At 46.7% G+C, this 20,098-nt stretch carries 11 protein-coding genes and 2 pseudogenes; 9 read left to right on the top strand and 4 right to left on the bottom strand.

What is annotated here, in order from left to right; all coding sequences use genetic code 11:
- Positions 1 to 166: 166 nt before the first annotated feature.
- The 4 genes from OZ401_RS04315 to OZ401_RS25785 all read right to left on the bottom strand — a co-directional run bounded on the left by OZ401_RS04315 (position 167) and on the right by OZ401_RS25785 (position 9,859).
- Positions 167 to 8,848, bottom strand: a complete 8,682-nt coding sequence (locus tag OZ401_RS04315) for a glycoside hydrolase family 94 protein (RefSeq protein ID WP_341469478.1) — start codon at positions 8,846 to 8,848, stop codon at positions 167 to 169.
- Positions 8,848 to 9,246, bottom strand: coding sequence for a hypothetical protein (locus OZ401_RS04310; RefSeq protein ID WP_341469477.1), 399 nt, complete (start codon positions 9,244 to 9,246; stop codon positions 8,848 to 8,850). Before OZ401_RS04310 ends, OZ401_RS04315 begins: the two co-directional genes overlap by 1 nt.
- 368 nt (positions 9,247 to 9,614) lie before the next feature.
- Complete coding sequence (locus OZ401_RS04305; protein ID WP_341469476.1) at positions 9,615 to 9,704, bottom strand: hypothetical protein; 90 nt, start codon at positions 9,702 to 9,704, stop codon at positions 9,615 to 9,617.
- A gap of 8 nt (positions 9,705 to 9,712) precedes the next feature.
- On the bottom strand, positions 9,713 to 9,859 hold the full coding sequence (locus OZ401_RS25785; RefSeq protein ID WP_341469475.1) for a hypothetical protein: 147 nt from the start codon (positions 9,857 to 9,859) through the stop codon (positions 9,713 to 9,715).
- Positions 9,860 to 10,266: 407 nt separating this feature from the next.
- Between OZ401_RS25785 and OZ401_RS04295 the strand changes: the two are divergent.
- The 9 genes and pseudogenes from OZ401_RS04295 (at position 10,267) to OZ401_RS04255 (ending at position 19,733) form a co-directional block, all read left to right on the top strand.
- Positions 10,267 to 11,402: pseudogene (locus OZ401_RS04295) on the top strand (IS3 family transposase).
- Positions 11,403 to 11,580: 178 nt separating this feature from the next.
- Positions 11,581 to 12,048 carry a CoA-binding protein gene (locus tag OZ401_RS04290; RefSeq protein WP_341469474.1) on the top strand — a complete coding sequence of 156 codons (468 nt, stop codon included), beginning with the start codon at positions 11,581 to 11,583 and terminating at the stop codon, positions 12,046 to 12,048.
- Between the two features lie 13 nt (positions 12,049 to 12,061).
- Complete coding sequence (locus OZ401_RS04285) at positions 12,062 to 14,206, top strand: hypothetical protein (RefSeq protein WP_341469473.1); 2,145 nt, start codon at positions 12,062 to 12,064, stop codon at positions 14,204 to 14,206.
- Between the two features lie 77 nt (positions 14,207 to 14,283).
- Positions 14,284 to 15,279 (top strand): alpha/beta hydrolase, encoded by a 996-nt coding sequence (locus OZ401_RS04280; RefSeq protein WP_341469472.1) that lies wholly within the window; start codon positions 14,284 to 14,286, stop codon positions 15,277 to 15,279.
- 86 nt (positions 15,280 to 15,365) lie between these two features.
- Positions 15,366 to 16,715 carry an HD domain-containing protein gene (locus OZ401_RS04275; protein WP_341469471.1) on the top strand — a complete coding sequence of 450 codons (1,350 nt, stop codon included), beginning with the start codon at positions 15,366 to 15,368 and terminating at the stop codon, positions 16,713 to 16,715.
- Between the two features lie 115 nt (positions 16,716 to 16,830).
- Positions 16,831 to 17,154 (top strand): HU family DNA-binding protein, encoded by a 324-nt coding sequence (locus tag OZ401_RS04270; protein ID WP_341469470.1) that lies wholly within the window; start codon positions 16,831 to 16,833, stop codon positions 17,152 to 17,154.
- A 252-nt stretch (positions 17,155 to 17,406) separates the two neighbouring features.
- Positions 17,407 to 17,712 (top strand): annotated as a pseudogene (locus OZ401_RS04265) (IS982 family transposase); the annotation flags it as partial.
- A 144-nt stretch (positions 17,713 to 17,856) separates the two neighbouring features.
- Complete coding sequence (gene istA, locus OZ401_RS04260) at positions 17,857 to 19,380, top strand: IS21 family transposase (protein WP_341467827.1); 1,524 nt, start codon at positions 17,857 to 17,859, stop codon at positions 19,378 to 19,380.
- Positions 19,377 to 19,733: an ATP-binding protein gene (locus tag OZ401_RS04255; protein ID WP_341469468.1), complete on the top strand. Its 357-nt coding sequence runs from the start codon at positions 19,377 to 19,379 to the stop codon at positions 19,731 to 19,733. The genes istA and OZ401_RS04255 overlap by 4 nt, the downstream gene beginning before the upstream one ends.
- The last annotated feature ends 365 nt before the right edge of the window (positions 19,734 to 20,098 follow it).

The raw sequence follows: 20,098 nt of genomic DNA, 5'->3' as shown, positions 1-20,098 counted from the left end.
AGTCCCTAATTGTCTTGCAAGAATATAAGACGAAGAAAGTCAAATAAAAGCCACCCTTATTATATACGAAATTAAAGAACGATGAATAGCTGAATCATCCCAGTTTCCAGCCTTGAAGTAGCTTGAAATCAAGCGTCTCTCCCCAATTAACCGCCCAATCATTGGACTAAAACTCTATTGGCGGCATATCAGAAATTAAAACCTTTATGCTATGTTCCACCCCATCGTCCTGCAGAGGAACCCGTCCGGTGTCGAGAAAGACCCCATCCAGTTCAACTCTGATTTGCCCTTTTGCTATACCAGACGGGTTTTCGACTTTGATATGGTAAGTGGTATTGTTGTAAAGATATTTTATTTCATACTGTTTCCATGCCGAGGGGATACAAGGGACAAAGGCAAGAAATTCACCTTCCCTACGTAGTCCAAGAATCGCCTCAATTCCCAAACGATATAGCCAACCAGAAGACCCAGTGTACCATGTCCAACCCCCTCGCCCCGTATGTGGTGCGATAGAGTAAACATCTGCCGCTATTACATAGGGTTCGACTTTATAAAGCGCAGGGTTTAACAGCGAGTGGGTAATCGGGCTAATCATATTAAGCAACTCCATAGCTTTTTGACCATCCCCAAGTTGGGCATAAGCCCAAATTACCCATACGGCTCCATGCGTATATTGTCCTCCGTTCTCGCGCACGCCGGGTACATAGCCTTTTATATATCCCGGATTATGCGAGGTCTTATCAAAGGGTGGCGTAAAAAGCTTTATGAGTCCTGCCTCTCGATCAATAAGCTGCTGTTCTACCGCTTCCATACCCATGCGGCTACGAATCGGGTCAGCCGCTCCTGAAATAACAGCCCAAGATTGGGACAGAGAATCAATTCGGCATTCCTCGTTCTGAGCCGAACCTAGCGGAGTTCCATCATCATAAAATGCCCTGAGATACCACTCACCGTCCCAAGCATGTTCCTCAAGCGCAGTTTGAAGGTTACAGGCTGACATACGATAGCTATTGGCACGTTCGTTTTCACCTTTGTTTTCAGCCAGCGTCGCTATTTCTAACAGGTTAAGATAGAGAAACCAACCTAACCAAACGCTTTCGCCCTTGCCTTCTTCCCCCACCAGATTCATACCATCGTTCCAATCGCCCGAACCCATCAGGGGTAGTCCGTGGCTGCCAAGATGTCCCAGTGCATACTCGATGGCTTTGATGCAATGATTGTAAAGCGTTCCCTGCTCACCTGAAGTTACAGGGTATCCATAATATTCAGCTTCGCCTTGTGCCAGTGGTCTACCTTCTAGAAATGGAAGGAGTTCGTCTAGCACTTCTATATCCCCGGTGGTTTTTACGTAATGAGCGGTAACAAAAGGTAACCACAAATAATCGTCCGAGAATCTGGTACGTATCCCACGACCCGAAGGGGGATGCCACCAATGCTGCACATCACCTTCCACGAACTGCCGTTCGGCAGCGCGTAAAAGCTGCCCGCGGGTAATTTCAGGAGCCGCCAGCGTCAGCGCCATCACGTCCTGAAGTTGATCCCGGAAACCGTAGGCACCCCCAGATTGATAAAAAGCCGAGCGTGCCCAAACCCGACAAGCTAGAGTCTGGTAGAGCATCCAGCCGTTTAGCAGTATATCAAGCTGAGGTTCAGGGGTAGTCACTTGCACCTTTTGCAGAATTGTTTGCCAGTTGTGCCGAGTTGCGGCAAAAGCATTTTCCACTTCCGCTGTATCGCGAAAGCGAGTTACCATATCTTGCACTTGGGAGGCGCTTTCACCCTGACCGAGCAGAAAAATTAGTTCGCCCTCTTCGCCTGCCGCCAACTCTAAATAAGAGCGCATAGCAACGCAAGGATCGAGTTCCGCTCCGCTTCGCTCGGATAAAGTTGGAAGCGCCATTCCGGCAGGCTTGCCCAAATTGCCGTTCCGCCCAATAAATTCCCGTCGATCACAGGTATAATTTAAATTCGGTTTATCCCCTGCCACAAATGCAACCAAGCCACCAAATTCGGTATTATAGGGATTACGGGCAAGTACCGCGCCTGTTTTTTCATCGCGAGAAGTAACTATAAAGAGAGAAGTTTCTTCTCGCAGAACTCCTAGCACCCACTCCACATAAAACGTAGCGGAAAGCCGCCGTTTCGCCCCAGAGAGATTGCGTAATCGCAACCGGAAAATTTTTACCGAATCATTTGGCGGTACAAAGATGGTCAATTCGCTGTGAATTTCGTTCTCAATATGTTCAAAGGAAGAATAGCCGAATCCGTGTCTGGTGCGGTAATGCCCAACACCGCTAGTAGCAGCGGTAGGAGTCCAGACCAATTGGTGTTCTTCATCTCGTAGGTAAAGCAACTCTCCGGGCTTATCGCACACCGGATCATTTGACCAAGGAGTCAGGCGGTTCTCACGGCTATTTTGAGACCACGTATAGCCACTTCCGCGTTCTGTCACAAGACAACCAAAACTCTCGTTTGCCAACACATTCGCCCAAGGAGCCGGGGTTGGCTTTCCCGGTTTTAGATTAATAACATACTCCTGCCCACCTGCCGTAAAACCGCCATACTCATTGCTATATTCCAAACCGAGTTCTTCTAGTGTCGGTAAGTCGGGGTAGGTTTGTGTATTGGCAATTGCTTTGGGCAATTGTAACAAAACTTGGCGTACTTTCGATTTTTTGAAACGCAATTGCTGCGTAAGATCGCCCCATGTGCCTAACAATACGGCGCGGGCTATTGTTTGCAATAGAATGTGGTCTTCTTCCGACATGTTTTTAGCGCCCAGAACAAAGATGCCACCGGGCTTTGCCAACCAACCAACCGCTGAGCTATTCCGAATCATCGCCATTATTTGATCCTCTAGCGGCTGATTGTAACCCTCCCCTTCTTGATTTAGAATCACCAAATCTATTTGCAAGTCGTTAATTCGCCAATATTCGTGGGCTAGTAGCAATTCCCACACCAACGGAAGTTCTTCGGGATTGCCAATTTGCACCAGAATAAGAGGGAAATCTCCTGAAATCCCGTACTTCCAGAGTAGCGGTTGAGTACCGGTGTTGCGTTTCAATATTGCAGGATCAGCTCTCAGCCACGAGTCACTGTAAATAGCAAGGGATGCTAGGCGTTGAAAGCGGTGTACATCATCAAGGTTGATGTTAAGATGCTGCATTTCCACCTGAGCATCGCCTAAGGCTAGTTCGAAAGTGCGTGTAACCACATTGTGATCGTGATATTTGTCAGCTAACTCTACCGCTTCTTTACGAGATTGTGCTACAGCAGTGGTAAAGGTTACGTGCACCATGCCACCGGGAACAAGACGTACCTGCTTTCTAAGGCTGAATATTGGGTCAAGCACTGCCCCAGTAGTATTGGTGAGCGGCTGTTTTAAAGCAATGGGTTCTTCCAAAGTTCGGTTTCTGCCAATGAAAGCGGCTCGATCTGTTTCATACTCGACTTCACCAATTGTATGACCACGTACTGCTACTACATGTATTCCCCAAATCGGTTCTTCCTCAGGTTTGCGAGGGCGGCGGGATGCCAGAAGTGCATTTTGTTCCGGCAAAAACTCGGTCTCGACAAATAGGTTACTAAACGCCGGATGGGCTTTATCTGCTGAGGATGGGGCTAGAACAATCTCACAATAACTGGTTAATTCGAGTACCCGCGCGAATTCGCTTCGATTGGTGAGATAAAGGTGGCGAACTTCGGCGTTGTCCTCCGGTGAAACGGTCACCTCCATTCTGGTATCAATCCCGACTCTTTGTTGTCGGAATTCCGCTTTATGTAACGAATATATCACCTCGTATTCCTGCGGTTCATGGCAGGTAGGCTGATAAGTCGGTGACCAGGTTTCACCACTACGCACATCCTGAATATAGCAGAAGTTACCCCAAGAGTCTTGGGTAGTATCCTCATGCCAGCGCGATACCGCCAGTCCATTGTAACGACTGAATCCACCCCCGGAATTAGTTATTACCAAAGTGTATTTGCCGTTGGAAAGCAGGTGGGTGTAGGGTACAGGAGTATGGGGAGTGCTATACTGGCGAGTGGCAAGCCCTTCTGGAACATAGTTCTCGTAGCTTTCCTGCGCAATTTGCGGGTGGGCAAGGCGTGGAGCCTGAAGAGAAAATTGCTCTTGCAAAAGCATTTCAGTAGCTTGTACCAGCGGTTCACGGTGAAAGCGGGTCTGCATTATATTCTGATTAAGATAATTATCTAGAGCAAGCAAACTCATCGCCTGATGATGTACCATATAAGAGCGTATTATTACCTTTTTTTCTCCTGTCAAAAGGCGTTCTGGCGTATAATCTACTGCTTCGTATAAACCGTACTTTCCCCATAGCCCTTCGGCGATCAACGCTTTGATATTTTCAACGACTGCATGCGGTTGAAGGGGTAATGCTAGGATTGTGGCGTAGGGCGCTATGACAAGTTCATTGCCTAACCCTCGTTTCAAACCCAATCCCGGTACTCCAAAGGCACGGTACTGGTAGTTCATATTCACATCGCGCAAACTATAAGCCGATTCGGAAATACCCCAAGCTACTTTATGCTGTCGCCCATACTGCCTTTGTTGTGAAACTACCGTTTTATAGGCTTGGTCGAGCAGGGTATCAGGATAATTTTGCATTATGAGGAGAGGTAATAAGTATTCAAACATTGTACCGCTCCACGAAATAAGACCTGCCTCGATTCCGACCGGAGTAAGCGCCCGACTCAGATGAAACCAATGCTCCTGTGGCACATCCCCTTTGGCGATTGCAACAAAACTTCCCAGTCGTGCCTCGGATGCCAACAAATCGTAGTAGGAGTTATCCATTCGCCCATCATTTATCGAATAACCGATTGAAAAGAGGCTGCGAGTGGAGTCATACAAAAACTGGAAATCCATCGCTTGAACCTGCTCGAAAGCTTCTTCGGCTAATTTCTCCTGGCGCCTAATAAGTTCTAGCGTATTATCGCGGGTTCTCAGAAGCATTTCGACTAACTTCTCCTCATCGGCAGAGTCCTCCGAAAAAGCTTTCAGGGCAGTATCAATCAGTCCGGGTAGCTCACTCAAAACCGGAATAGGGGCGTACAAAGCTGCCATAGACGGGTGTGGCAACGGTTCAAAAGACCATGGAGCAAGATTTTCAAGGTCGGTGAGGAAGTTGCTAACTTGTTCGTCCAGATGTTCGAGCCATTTCTGGGCTTTCGCTGTAAAAGGCGTAAGGGCATTTATCCGGCGTTCTGCCAACTGGAGGAATAGAGCGTAATCTCCCAGTGTCAAAAGTTGTGTATTCGTTATAAACTGAACCAGCGCTTCTATTTCATGTGCCGGGTCGTTTGGCAGCAATTCCGCTTGTAGTAAGGAGATGGTGTCAAGCAGCCCAAGCCTGATTTGTGGTTCTATAATCGGTTGGTTTAATCTATTAAGATAGCCTTGCCTTAGCGTGATTAAATAGCCTGCCAGATTGCCGCTATCTACGCTGGAAACATAGGCAGGAGAGAGCGGTTGAAGGGTGCGGGTGTCATACCAGTTCAGCAGATGACCCCGATAATGGGATAGAGCGTTAATGGTGGCAAAGGTACGTTCTGTACGTTCTGTAAGAGCATACAGCCCGATATAACCCAAATCATAGGCAGCCATATCCGCCAGTAATTGCAGACCAATATTTGTAGGGGAAGTGCGGTACGCTACAATAGGATAGGGATCTTCCTGAAAATTATCCGGCGCTAGATAGTTACCCTCTTTTGTGGTGAAAGTATGAAAATACGCCCAATAAGAACGTGCCAATTTTCGCAGTTCAAGGTTATCAGCCTCGCTTGGCTGTTCGACTGGCGCAGTTACCGCACTGGTTAACCAATCTGCCATAGCAGGGGCAGCCAACCAGTCTAAAAGCAGTGGCAATGCTGGCAACCCTGCGCGTTTCCAGAAGCGCCATAAAAAAAGCGCCAGAGGGAGTAGCCCCAGAAGAACCCGATTTTGCAAATTACCGTGAGACTTATCCTTGCGATGATGCACCTGTTCCGCTGTTTCCCATTCTAGAAGATTGCGATGGGTAATAAACGACCTCACAAGAGTACGTCCGATTGCATTCAGGCTATTACTCGCCTCGTCAGCCAAAAAGGTGAGATTAATCAGTAATCGTACCAAGTCTAGCCTTAAGGTTTGGACAGACGCTTGCAAGACAGTAATAGGAGTTCGTGAGGAAGCGGTACTAAGTATCACATCGAGCAAATCAAACAAAAGCGGCAGCGCCAATGGAGAAACCGCTATTGCAGTCCATCTGGCTGCTTTTCCGGGTATTATCCCAAGCCAACCTGCACCCATTAGCGCCACTAAAGACGGCGGTAACAGGCTACGCCTTAAATTATCGAATATTCTATAACGTGCCATAAGCGACAATACATTGGGTACAATATTACCATCAGCCTGTGGCACGTTGGGCAAAATCCAGCGCAAGATTTGCCAGTCCCCTCGAACCCAACGGTGCATCCTAGCAGCGTATGCCGGGTAAGTACTAGGGTAGTTGTCCAGCAACTCGACATCAGATAATAATCCGGTTCCGGCGTAACTTCCTTCAATTAGATCGTGGCTTAAAAGGGTGTTCTCAGGAAAACGCCCGGTCAGCACCTTTTGCAGAATCCGTGGGTCATAAATGCCTTTACCGGCATAAATTCCTACTCCGAAAAGATCCATATAACCATTTGAAACGGCGGTAGTGTAGGGGTCAAGACCAACATTGCCTGAGAAAATTCGGGCAAAGCGGCTGCGATTCGCACTGCTCAAGTCAATTCCGATACGGGGTTGCAAAATACCGTAACCCTTCACAACCCGACCGGTTGACTTGTCTATTACAGCTTGGTTAAGCGGGTGGGCTATCGCCCCAATCAAAACTTTCGCCTGATCACGCGGTAAACGGGTGTCAGCGTCAAGCGTAATTACATAGCGGATTTGGGATAGCAGAGAGAGGTTTCCCACCTGAATCTGAAAACCAGTTTCGGTAGCGCCCGCCAGCAAACGGTTAAATTCTTCCAATTTCCCCCGTTTGCGTTCCCAGCCCATAAAACACCCTTCGCTATTATTCCATTCTCGCCTACGGTGAAACAGGAAAAAGCGGTTAGGACCATAGCGATAATTTAAATCTTCAATACGGTTAATAGCCAAATCGATAAGCGCTTTATCTTCGGGCATTTCCGCGTGAGGTGCATCCGCAAAATCCGTCAGTAGCGCAAAATGTAAGTTTGGATCAGCGTTAGCAAGATGGCAAACTTCAAGCCGATCAAATTGTCCCTCGAGGCTATCTTTTGTGAGAAAAAGGGTAGGTATGACTACCATTGTGCGCATGGTATCGGGAATACCATCCTTTAAATCAATTCGCGGTAAGACTCTAGGCGGCAAAACTTTTGAGATACCCCAATTAACCAACCCCTGTGCTATTTCACTGGTGGGAAGCAGCAGTAGTGCCGCGGTTAAGGGCAACCTTCGGTGAAAAAACTTGCGGCTTCCCCACTTCAGCCCCATTACTACCAGCGCAAGTGAACCGCCTGTAATTATGCCGAAGTAGAATTGTTTGGGATGCTTCAGAATAAACTCCCGGCTACGCTGCCTCAAACCGGCATGATAATTAATGCTATTCTGGAAAGACTTACTTCCCGAACCTGTAAGGTAATAACCAACATGGGATATAGCTACGTCATTTGTCTGGATATTTTCAAGGCGAGAAGGCACGGCTTTAACCAACCGCCATGCTATTTCTATCTCTGACAAAGCTGTGCCTTTTGCCAGATGCTCGACGATATGACGATAGCGGTCGCGGGTAGCGAAAGTATCAACACCATATGAACCGGCAGGGTCTTTGCGCAAAATCTGCTCTACGTAGCACATCTGCTCGAACCAATCTGCCCAATTTATGGCGGACATGGTGCGCATAGTGGTTATAATATTACCGATGGTAGTTTGATTAGCCGCCTGCCGCAGTTTCTCAGACCGGATGAGGGCTTCGGTGCTACTGTAATGGATTGTTAAATGGTTTTCCAACCACTCAACTTCGGCTTCTATACTTTTCTCATCGTCATAGTCTCTCAACCTTCGCAAAAATTGCGCTGCAAAGGGGGGAGGCAATACCGAATATTGTTCGGTTAACTCTGCTAGGATAGAATCGTTGCTATTTTTACCTTCTAATAGACGATCAACCCAGCGGTCAGCCTCTTGTCGAAGCTTACGTTCTTCCATTAGAAGCGTGGACAACTGCCCCAGATTCTCAAGGAGCACAAGCCGTAACATAATAGCAATTGCCCAAAGCTCCCCCATAAGCAGAGGGGTAACTGTTTGGTATGCCGAAACGAAATTCAGCACTTGTTCCAAGCCCAAACGACCGTCAGTATGCTCTACCAGCGTTACTGCGATAGAATAAACGCGAGGAAACCCAACAAAGGGTTCGTTAGCCAGTTTGGGCAACTTCTTGTAAAACCCCCCGGGAAGGTCTTCTCGAATTTCACGAAACTGGTCGAGCACCACCGGCATATTATCCAGGAGCCATTCTGCTGCCGGTGAAATCGTCCTTTTTTTACTCGCGTCTTCTGCTGAAACCTGATAAGCCTCAAGTAGAGAATGCTGGTGTATATCCAGTTTAGTTTTCAGTTGCTTGATGCTACCGGCATGACGTACTATCCGATGCTCTTCTGCTAGCGTGCGGGCTTTTTGTTCAAGAGCCTCGCTACTAAGCAAATCTCGGTGAGCAAATTGAGTGCCGGAAATAGCTTTTGAAGGGGATATTCGCCGAGAACTAAAGCGCTTCCAGGCAAGTGTTAGGACAAAACCCAGCCCGATACCTGCTGAAAGCGCTGTTTTTTTAGAAAAGTTCATTAATTGGTTCCGTGATTATGAAGAGTTTCGCGGCTATTTCGGTCATTGGTAATTTCAGTATTTGTTTCTTGGAAGCCAAGGTCTATTATCTGTACTAGGACACGTCTTCCCAGATGACCCATTTCCGCTTCAAACTCAATCTCAGCACGTAATATATTGATAATCTCTTCTGATTCGATGTGGTCTGCATGCGCGCGCTTGAGCAAATTCTTTAACTGGTTAGCCATTTCGGCGGTCGTAAGGGATTTTTGAGAGGCTGTTGGTGATACTGTAGCTACTTCCTCGTAATGGCATACCGAACAACTATACACAAAAGCCTTGGAAGTGTGGGACTCAGTCCACATTAACTCATTACCACAATTACTGCACTCTCTGTTTTGTGAGGTAGGTCTTTGCATATCTTTACTCCTTTAATTTTCGAGCATATTCCACCGATTGAGTGAAACTATATCCGTGAAAGTATGCTGAATACGAAATATTAGCAGGTCTCTCTAGTCTTTATTACCTGCACAACCGAAATATCTAGTATTCCACTGTTGCTATAGCTAGCCTAGAGAGTGATTCTATTCAAAAAGCAAATTTTCGATTTAGAACTTATTAGTAGTAGGAAAAATCGCTTGGGAACAACTCTGGAGCAACAGGTATAGCGGTAGATGTAGCCTTTTTGATGGGACAGCCGCAAAAGAATCTTCCGGCTATTATAGTGAATTTGTACTCTTTTACTTTAGTAGCGACTATTATACCCTCCACTTCTAGCTCTACCTACTTAAGGACGAGCCTCATTTACTGTGAGAGTACGCCCTTCAAATTCGGTACTATTAAGACTTTTGATAGCTTGCTCTGCTTCGGCAGCCATACTCATCTCTACGAATCCAAAGCCTTTACTCCGACCGATTTCACGATCATAATTATACGGGTGGACTCAACCCGACCTGATGACATAAAAAGATTCTGAAGGCTTTCCTCCGTGATACTGTACGGTAATCCGCCTACATATAACTTGTTGGTCATCTTGTAATTTCTTTCTTCTACATTAACGTGAATTATCGTATACAAGCAGTAACAGGTGTAATCTTGACCTTGTGGGAATCATGCAAAAACACCATTTGAAAGAAGAAGCAGAAACTTAGAAGAAGATGTAAACTTACAAATCCTGTGAAAAGATTTGAGTAGAGAGAATCTTGTGAGTATTATGCACCATCAAACAAGTCATTACTTACCTTATATAAGCAGTATACAACCTTTTTAACTAATTGCAAATCTGAGGAGTTTTCACACCAGGGCTGTTGCAAGAAAGGCTTGATGAAAAGAAATTTCACAGTCCCACAGCAAACAAACCCCTACTAAAATGAAGTTGACCCGGAATCGTGGAGTAAAGGAAGAGGCAGATGCTATAATAAACCACGAAAGGGGCAGAAATGGGAGATAAGCAGAAAGAGTATCCAGTAGAATTTAAGCGAGAAGCAGTGCGGTTAATAGAAACCAGCGGTAAAACAGCGGTACAAATCGCTAGAGAACTAGGGGTATCCGACAGTGTACTCTACCATTGGCGTAAAATATTGGCTGAAAAGGAGAGCAAGCTTTTCCTGGTAAAGGTCATCAAACTGAGGCTGAAGAAGAACTCCGTCGGCTGCGACAGGAGAATGAACGACTGCGGATGGAAAGGGATATCTTAAAAAAAGCCCTAGCCATCTTCACGCAGAACCAAAAGTGAAGTTTCAGTTCATTTATGAGCACAAGCAGGAATTTGCGGTGAGGTTAATGTGCAAGGTGCAGGTGGTTTCTGAGAGCGGCTATTACGCGACCAGAAAGTGCCAGAGCCAAGGCTGACCGAGCACTGGAAGCAGAAATTGAGCCTATATTCGAGCAGTCTCGGCAAACTTACGGTAGTCCCAGAGTAAAGGCGGCGCTAAGGGGTAAGGGGATAAACTGTTCGAGGAAGCGGGTAGCCAGACTGATGCGGTTGCTGGGGCTAGTCTTCTGTCATCGTCGTAAGAAGCGAAAGGTCATAACGACTGATAGCCAGCACAGCAATCCGGTGGCACTAAAGCGGGATTTCACGGCTACCAAGCCTGATGAGAAATGGGTGGGAGATATTACCGGGGTGTGGACTAATGAAGGTTGGTTGTACCTAGCAGCCTTGGTAGATATATATTCGAGAAAAGTGGTGGGTTGGTCGATGGGCGCCAACCGGGATGAAGCGTTGGTGGAAAGAGCTTTGGTTATGGCATTGGAGCGACGTAAACCGGGAAAGGGTCTTTTACATCATACCGATCGAGGTAGCCAATACACCAGTAGGGGTTACCGAGGATTGCTGGAGCAGTACGGGATCGAAACCAGTATGAGCCGAAAGGGTGATTGTTGGGACAATGCTCTCATAGAAAGCTTCTTTGGGACATTGAAAGTGGAATGTACAGATCGTTATAATTTTAAGACTATGACAGAGGTTAGAACAGTTATTTTCGAATATATGGAAGTATTTTACAATCGGCAGCGGCTACATTCGGCGTTGGGTTTTATGACACCTACAGAATTTGAACTATTGCCTGTCTGACTATTCCCACACTCCACTAAACCGGGGCAAGCTCACCAATGGCCTCAGAAGGCCAATCCTCCGGCACAAACCGTCCTACCCTACAAATTGAAATCACGAGATTTGACATCTCTATTGGGGCGTGCTAGTCTAACTCAGTCGATAAGGAACACCACTATGGGAGTAATTGATGCTTCAAATGTTAGTACCCACTGCATATGATCGCTTGCGAATCCTGACAAAATATCACAATATTGCGATGGTAGGGCTTTCTGCAAACCAGTATCGCCCAAGCCATTTTGCGGCAATATATATGCTTTCCGAGGGCTATAATATCATTCCGGTCAATCCGGCTTACCCCGAAATACTGGGAAGAAAATGCTATCCGAGCTTGCGGGATGTACCCGAAAAAATCGAAGTGGTGGATATTTTCAGGAACAGCGCCGATGTACCACCAATCGTTGACGAAGCGATTGAGATAGGCGCAAAGGTGGTTTGGATGCAGTTAGGGGTAATTAATGAAGCCGCCGCCCTTAAAGCGCAAGAAGCGGGACTTGAAGTGGTGATGGATCGCTGCGTAAAGATTGAACACGCACGTTTCTTTGGAGGCTTAAACCTCATCGGGTTAAATACCGGCGTAATTACCTCACGCCGCCGTATCATATAGAGCAATGTCCCAAGTGCAAAGTCCTAGCTCCACACAAACACCGCCACATAAAAATAGTGTGCTGGTTTTATTGCGGGACGAGATAGCGTATCTCAAGCGGGGACTAGGTTCATGGTTGTTACAAGCGCTGCTACTTTTTGCCACGATTCTCTTTACCCTTGCCTATCAGATTCCACAGGTCTTTGAGTTCACCCTCGGTATTACCAGCGCCGGTGATAATTTATATGCGCAGTCTTTCAACCAACCTGAGTCGAATGATGAATTTTCCTTTCGCTGGTCAAGTGACGAAAGTCGGTTAAGGTTTTATGGCTATGGGCGCGTTCCTTCCGCCAGCCTGATTATAACTATGGCAGTGGGGGGTCGCCCGGCGGCGCTTGCCCCTGCCAAAGTGCAGGTGTGGCATGAACAGACCTTGCTAGGGGAAGTCGAAGTTGGTCCCGGAAACAACCCCTACCGCTTTGAATATAAGGCTAATGGCAGCAAACTTGAAGGCGACCTGATTTTTACCTTGCGCACCCTCAATCCTTTTCCCGACAAAGCCCATAATCTACCGCTTGGTGTGGTTGTCAGCAAAGTAAGGCTCGAATCAACCGCCACTGAAGGTCGTCCTGTAATCCCAAGTTTGCCGCACCTTGCAATAATGCTGGCGATACTTTCCATCGTATTCTTATGGATGGTTAGAGCCGGATGGTCAGAACGGGCGGCAGGGTATTGGGGCGCGGGTTTAGCCATTGCTCTGGCTATTGCGCTCGGTTTCTACCGTCCCTATCTTATGCCTCCTCTCACGGAACTATGGCTCAATATCTTGCTGGCTTATCCCTTGCTGGTTCTGGGGTTACGAGTAACCCGACGATGGGGGGGAGACGTTATTCCGACCGCACAAACCCGTTGGTTAGGGTTGCTGTTTTGCGCCGTATTTGTAATTAAAGCAGCGGGCATGAATCATCCGGCTTTTTCAACGATTGACCATTGGTTTCGTATTCATCAGATTTTACGTTTCTGGGAAAATCCCGGCGATTTCTGGAACCAATATTTCAATATTACCGCCGGGAAAAGTGTAACGGGAACAGAATCTGGTTCTGCGGTACTAGGGCAATGGGGCATAAACTTTACTTTGCCTTATTCGCCTTTGTTCTATCTTTTTGCTGCACCACTCGCGTTGATCTTTCCGGGACACAATCCAGATTTATATGCTGCGGTAAATTGCCTCGCGGCGTGGTTGGAAGCCTCCCAACTTTTCCTAATATACATCATCGCAAGACACGCTTACGGCAAGGATTTCGGCGGTAGGGCGGGGGTTATTGCTGCTGGATTATTGGGATTTTATCCTCTCAGTTATTTGTTGTTTAGCGATGGTGGATATAATTCCATGCTCGCCCACTGGCTAACCCTCATCTTTTTCGCGCTTCTGCTCAGCGCAATCAAGTCTGACAAAGTTTCCAACAAGAAAAGTATTGCGGCGGGCTTGGCATTGGGCTTGGCATTGCTGGCACATACCAGTACCTTTTTGTTAGTAGGTACATTGGTGATAGTGCTATTTTTCTGGTGGCTTGCTCGACCTGAAACACGCAATGCCGCCTTCTGCCTTGCAATAATCGGTTCAATTGGTTTTGGATTGGCGTTGGTGCTGTACTACGGCTTTTATCTGGTTTCTTTCTTGACAGTATCACTCCCGGCTTTGCTAGAAAAGCTCGGAAGTTCAGGCTCAATCGGTCAAACTAAAGCACTATTGGGCAAAGAACTGCTAAGCGGCTTTTTCCCGCAGTTATGGGTACATTTCCGACTAATACCGTTTTTGTTGGCGCTAGGTGGCATAGTTACACTCTTCCCCTATCGTAAAAAGGAAGCTACTCCGTCTCAAAAAGTGGTTTACGGTTTCTGGGCAACATGGCTGGCGGTATTTTTACTCTTCGCGTTGCTTGATTTGCGAGTAAACCTGCTCCAAAAACATATGCTCTTTGCTGCTCCTTTACTTTGCTTGCTGAGCGGCTTTGCGCTGGTAAGACTCTCCGATTTCTTGAACACAAAAAAACCTGCGCTATTGCGTATAGTTGCCCCAACCCTCTCAATAATTCTGGTAATTTATCTGGCATGGGAAGGGTTGGTGATTTGGTACTCCCGCGTTTTTTACTACATCCTTCCCCCCGGTTCGGGTTGAAACTTGCGCTAATTCTGTCCGTATACTTTAATAAGTAGTGATTACTCATTCTTTTTAATGTAGAGGTCTAGTAGCGTATGGTAAAAATGCGTCTTGCGGCTATAGCTGTTACTGCCGGGGTTGTTAGCCTGAGCATTAGACAGCTTTTACATAAATATGCGGTGAAGCGTCTTTGTTATCCGCCGCGCCAATTGGATAAACAAACTCCAGCAATGCTTGGTCTTGAATTTGAAGAATTTACCTTCCTCACGCGAGATAAATTAAAGTTGCACGGTTGGTTTATCCCCGCTGAAAACTCTAAAGCTACTATTATAATTGCACATGGTTACGCCGGTTCAAAAGTGCCGGATATTCAGCATGCCGAGTGGTTGCACCAAGGCGGTTACAATGTGCTTATGTTTGATTTTCGGGGACATGGGCGCAGCGAAGGCGCAAACGGTACTTCGATGGCATACATTGAGCGTATAGACCTGCATGCGGCGGTGGATTGGCTTTTAAATCGGGGTGAGAGAAAGATTGGTGTTATTGGCTTTTCAATGGGTGCAGCCGCAGCCATAATAGCGGCGGCTGAGAACCCGCACATCGCGGCAGTTGTAGCCGATAGCCCTTTTGCCGAGTTATGGCGTTCCATCACGACTGAGATAAATCGCCAGTTTAAGCTTCCGGTGTTGCTGGCAATTCCCCTTGCCAAATATGCCTATGCTCAAATGGCAATACATCATCACTTCGTGGCGAAAAAAACGCACCCCTCAAGTTTTGTACGCATTATTGCACCACGTCCAATCTTTTTTATTCATGGTGGTGCTGACCGATTGACTCCAGTAGAGAATAGCCGAATACTGCACGCGCTGGCAAAAGAACCGAAATCCCTTTGGGTTGTCCCAGAAGCAGGACATGTAGAAATGTTTGCCAAAATACCGGAAGAATATAAAAAGCGAGTGCTGGCGTTTTTTGATAAGGTAAACTGGCAAACCGCTCAGCAACAAGCCGAATCAGAACGCTGGCAGCCTCAATTCGCGGCACATCCGGTTACTACGCTGGACGAACGACTTAAAGTATCTCCGCAAAATTGAGAGACAAATACAGTACGCTTGACATATGATATTAAAAGCTTTTAGTTGAATATAGCTAAATAAATCCCTAGCAAGAGGTTGACCTGTTGGATTCAAAAGGCGAAATTATACTCTCTCTGGTGGCAGAATCAGTATCTATTATTCGTGATACCGTTTGGGGAGATATTCAGCTTGACCGTAAAGTGTTGCAAATTCTTGACTCAGCACCTTACCAGCGTTTGCGCGGAGTACAGCAATTAGGCTTTACAAGTTGGACATGGCCGGGCGCACATCATACGCGCTTTGAGCATAGTCTGGGGGTATTCCATTTAACCAGACAAGCGGTGCTACACCTTTTGCGCCGCACAGAGTACCAATTCACCCAATCCGAAGTAAATACGGTGCTTGCTGCTGCCTTATTACATGACATCGGACATTTCCCTTATAGTCATGCGGTTGAAGAACTGGATTTGAATATCATTCGTAGCCATGAAACTATCGGGCGTGAAATTGTAATGGGCGCGGAGATTGGGTCAATTCTTCGAAATAGCTGGGGCGTTGAGCCAGAAAAGGTTGCGGCATTCATTACCGGAGATAAAGATTTACCCCTAACCCCCAATGAAATGGTCCTAAGCAGCCTTATTAGCGGACCGTTGGATGCCGATAAACTGGATTATCTCACCCGTGATTCGCGCTATTGCAACGTGCCCTACGGTATGGTGGATGTACAGCGTTTGCTCGACTCCTTGCGAATCTACCCCGCAATCCCTATACCGGGACAGCTAGCCCAGTTAGTGATTGATGAAAAAGGCGTTGGCGCACTGCAATCGCTTATCTTTGCCCGCTATCTGATGTTTTACAATGTGTACTGGCACCATACCACCCGGATTGCCACCGTAATGTTTCTGCGTGCCTTGCAGGAGGCTTTACTAGAAAACGCTTTTAGCGCCGCAGAATTAGAGCGAAGCAATGATGCCAGCATTATCACACTTATTCAAAATAATACTCAACCAGGCTCAATTGCTTATGAATTAATAACAGATCTGAATCTTCGACGTTTTTATAAGCGGGCTTTAGCGCTTAGTGAAGAAAATTCTTATTATAATCAGCTTGCCACTCTTAAATTTGTGCCAGACCGTCGCAAACGCCTTGAAGAGCTATGGTGCGCTAAAGTTTCAGAGCTAACCGGAAGAAAGTTGATGGGCTATGAGATTTTACTGGATATACCTGAACCAAAGAGCTTTGACATCACTTTGGGGGTTCTATGTGATCAACCCCCGCACGATTGGCAAAACCCTGTACCATGGGGGGAAGTGAGTGGCTTAAATAGCGATGATATGCAGAAATTCCATCGTCATGTCAGGCGTGTATTGGTTATGGTGAAAGACAATGAGTTAACAGAGATAGTCAAACAACACTCAGATATATTGCTTGAGCAATTTAAAAGCCTTGGGTAAACCTAGTTTAAATAACAATCAACATAAATATTGACAAGTTATAGTATAATACAAGTATAAAGAAGCTCACGCATCGTCAGTGTAGACACAACCAACGAAGTAAAGGAGTTTCACTATGCAGAAAACCGGGTTTATTAAAGAAGTTGCCGAAGCTGCGGGAGTAACCCGCAAAGATGCTGAAAAAGTAGTAAAAACTGCCTTGAAAGTAATCGAAGATAACCTCAAAAAGGGTGAAAAGGTTACTTTAACTGGTTTTGGTACATTTGAAGTACGTAATCGCTCCGCCCGTACTGTTACTTCCATCAGAACTAAGAACAAAACCACCATTCCTGCTGGCAAAGTTCCGGGATTTACCGCCGGTAGTGTGCTAAAAGCTGCTATTAGTGGTAAGAAAGTAGAAAAAAAGGCTGATACTAAAGTTGCGGTGGGCAAGAAGTAATCAGTCAGATTTGTACAATGTATCAGTTGAAACGAATCCTAATAATATTCAATCCTTTCCTAATATACAGGAAGGGATTTTTTATCTTGTTCTCCAACAACACTTCAGGTAGGGTGAGCGTTAGTATTTGCAAAGGGAAGGGGAAAGCGGTAATTCGATTAGTAATTAAGCCCTTGTGCTAGATAAAACAAAATACCCTCCGAAACGTATAGAAGGTGCGAATCAACCTATACCAATCGGAGGGATAAAAACATGATAACCAATTTCGAAGATTTTTGCACTTGGGCTTTCGTTATTATTGATGATCTGTGGAAAGAGCTAAGCCCAGCCTTTACACGCACTGGACCACAACCAGCATGCTCTGATAGTGAGCTTATTACCCTGGCTGTGGTGGGTGAGTGTAAAGGCTGGGATCAGGAAACAGAACTGATTAGCAACTGGCGAAACTACCAGTACTTGTTCCCGCATATCCCAGAGCGTAGCCGCTTCAACCGACGCAGACGTGGAGCAATCAATAGTATTCGTCAGTCTCTGTTAGCTTTACTGGACCTGGCTCAGGTGTAGAATACGGGAAGGAAAGGAAAAGGATTCCGGGATAAAAATGCCGTTTTGGGTTTCTCTTAGAAGACCAATTTTGTAGAATAGTTGTTCTAGCAACACTATTGGCAAGAAGGGTGAGAAGAGAGGAGCTACGAGAAGGAGATGTTAGAAGTTATGGCCAGAAGCGCAATAAAGTACCACCGGAAACGAGGGGACAACTACAACGTAATTGCGGGCAAAGTGCAACATGATGCCCGTACCGTAAAAAGAGTGCTAAATGAACCTAGCGACAAGGTACAAACCCGCCCCAATCGTGAAAGTAGTGTGGCAGTCTTCAAAGAACAGATTGAAGGCTGGCTAGAACAAAAACTACAAGTGAAAAGAATGCTGGAACTAGCGTGGGAAGATCCCAAACAGCCCTACTGTGGCAGACCCACCGCCTTCTATGACTATGTGCGCAAGCTCAAAAAAGCCAGAGAGAACCAGGCTCATCAGGTACAGATACGTTTTGAGGGCTTACCTGGAGAGTTTTTGCAAATAGACTGGGGTGAAATTCGGGGAGTGCTGTTCAGTAAACAAGATAGTGTACCCCAAACCTTCTACTTTTTCTGTGCCCGGCTGAAATACTCGCGTTTTATGTATGTGAGCTTTCAGAAAGATATGGCCGAAGAAACGCTGGTGCGCTGCCTGGTGGAAGCCCTCAACCGGATGGGGGGAGTACCGTGGGTAATTACCACGGATAATATGAAGACGGTGGTACTGAGGCGAGATGAAAAGAACCAACCAGTGTGGCATCCGGTGTGGCAGAAACTGGCACTAGAATTCGAGTTTCACCCGGAAGCCTGTGCCCCGGCCAGCGGAAACCAGAAAGGTGCCGTAGAAAATTTGGTAAAGTATACCAAAAACAATTTTCTAGCTGGTCGTACATTCTACGATGCGGCGGATCTGGTAAGGCAGTTGGAAGAATGGTTAGGGGTAGTGAATTACGAGCGTACATGCGCAGCGACCGGGGAAATTCCGGGTAGCTTACTGGAAATAGAGCGTAAACACTTCAGCCCATTGCCTGCTAGTGCCCGGGATTACGGTTTATTTACCAGCCTGGTGGTAAACCGGGAAGGGGTAGTCATTTTTGAGACCAACAAATATAGCGTACCGGCGGAACTAATGGGACAAACCCTGACAGCCCGGATACATCGGGAATGGCTGAAGTTATGGCGGGGTACGGAACTGGTGGCACAGCACCCCCGTTGTTATTCCCGAAACCGCCGCTTAGTAATACCGGAACATTACACCCAAGCTTTTGAGATCAAACCCAGAGCCAGAACCATGGTGTGGCGGGATTGGTTGTTAAATTTAGGACCGCAAGTGTACCAGTATGTGGCGGTAATCTGTCGACGGCAAAGAGCCACCATGAGTGAACAAATCCACCAACTATACGCGCTGGCCCAGCAGGTAGGGCTGGAAGAATTCCAGGCGGCGGTGGAATTGGCAACGGAACAACAGCTTTACGGGGCGGAATATCTCAAGGGTTTATTACTCAAGCCAGCGGGTTCAGGCAGTAATGCCGCTACCCTCAAGCCCACTCAACCAGCGGTGGAACGGCTACTCAGTGAATACGAACCACTGGTGGCCAACCGTTTTTCGGCCATACCTGAGGAAAATGAAATAGAAAGGGCGGTGGGATGAATAGTCTGGAACATAAACTCACCAGCCTAAAACTGGGCAGGGTAAAACAGGTATACAGCGATTGGATTGAACGGGCACGCGAAACCGGAATGGATTACGGGGAGTTTTTAGAAGAATTGTTAAGCGAAGAGTTGCTATCTCGTCAGGAGAACCAACTCAAAAAGCGTTTGCACTCAGCCAGTTTCCCTTTTGAAGCCAGCCTGGAACAATTCGATTTCAGTCGCCACCCGGAACTGAAGCGCAGCGTGATTTTACGCTATTTCGACAGCAGTTTTGTAGAAAAAGCTGGGAATTTACTCCTAATCGGGGCAAGTGGGCTTGGGAAAACCCACACAAAACACTACCCCTATTAGTACAAAGTCTTGCTGGGAAGGTACCGTTACGGTCATTGATCCCAGGCACCACTTTTACCGTCAAACCTTCCGCCTGTTAGGAATTTGCAACAAACAACATATCGGGCTCTCCTGTGTAGTTTTAGATCACAGGGATCAAGAGCACCAACTTCCGATAGGAATTACCGACCGTGCCCCTGAACCTCCTGAAAGTGTTTCTATTCCGGTATACTTAGCAGCTTTAAAGCGTTTGGTGTTAGCCTATACCCGTGTCCAATCACAATTAGTAGGAAGGGGTATAGCCGATGAAGATAAATCAGCCGGAACTACTACCACCGTCCGCTCGTCCAGTTCCACTACCCAATGTCTCGGTGACAGTGCTACAG

Source organism: Candidatus Chlorohelix allophototropha, assembly GCF_030389965.1.
Classification (GTDB): domain Bacteria; phylum Chloroflexota; class Chloroflexia; order Chloroheliales; family Chloroheliaceae; genus Chlorohelix; species Chlorohelix allophototropha.
Note: the sequence above shows the minus strand (reverse complement) of the source record. Positions and strands in the feature narration are given on the sequence as shown.

Excerpts from the sequence above, each read along its gene's own strand:
- OZ401_RS04315 (WP_341469478.1), bottom strand. The coding sequence starts at position 8,848 with ATGAACTTTTCTAAAAAAACAGCGCTTTCAGCAGGTATCGGGCTGGGT.
- OZ401_RS04310 (WP_341469477.1), bottom strand. The coding sequence starts at position 9,246 with ATGCAAAGACCTACCTCACAAAACAGAGAGTGCAGTAATTGTGGTAAT.
- OZ401_RS04305 (WP_341469476.1), bottom strand. The coding sequence starts at position 9,704 with ATGGCTGCCGAAGCAGAGCAAGCTATCAAAAGTCTTAATAGTACCGAA.
- OZ401_RS25785 (WP_341469475.1), bottom strand. The coding sequence starts at position 9,859 with ATGACCAACAAGTTATATGTAGGCGGATTACCGTACAGTATCACGGAG.
- OZ401_RS04290 (WP_341469474.1), top strand. The coding sequence starts at position 11,581 with ATGTTAGTACCCACTGCATATGATCGCTTGCGAATCCTGACAAAATAT.
- OZ401_RS04280 (WP_341469472.1), top strand. The coding sequence starts at position 14,284 with ATGGTAAAAATGCGTCTTGCGGCTATAGCTGTTACTGCCGGGGTTGTT.
- OZ401_RS04270 (WP_341469470.1), top strand. The coding sequence starts at position 16,831 with ATGCAGAAAACCGGGTTTATTAAAGAAGTTGCCGAAGCTGCGGGAGTA.
- istA (WP_341467827.1), top strand. The coding sequence starts at position 17,857 with ATGTTAGAAGTTATGGCCAGAAGCGCAATAAAGTACCACCGGAAACGA.
- OZ401_RS04255 (WP_341469468.1), top strand. The coding sequence starts at position 19,377 with ATGAATAGTCTGGAACATAAACTCACCAGCCTAAAACTGGGCAGGGTA.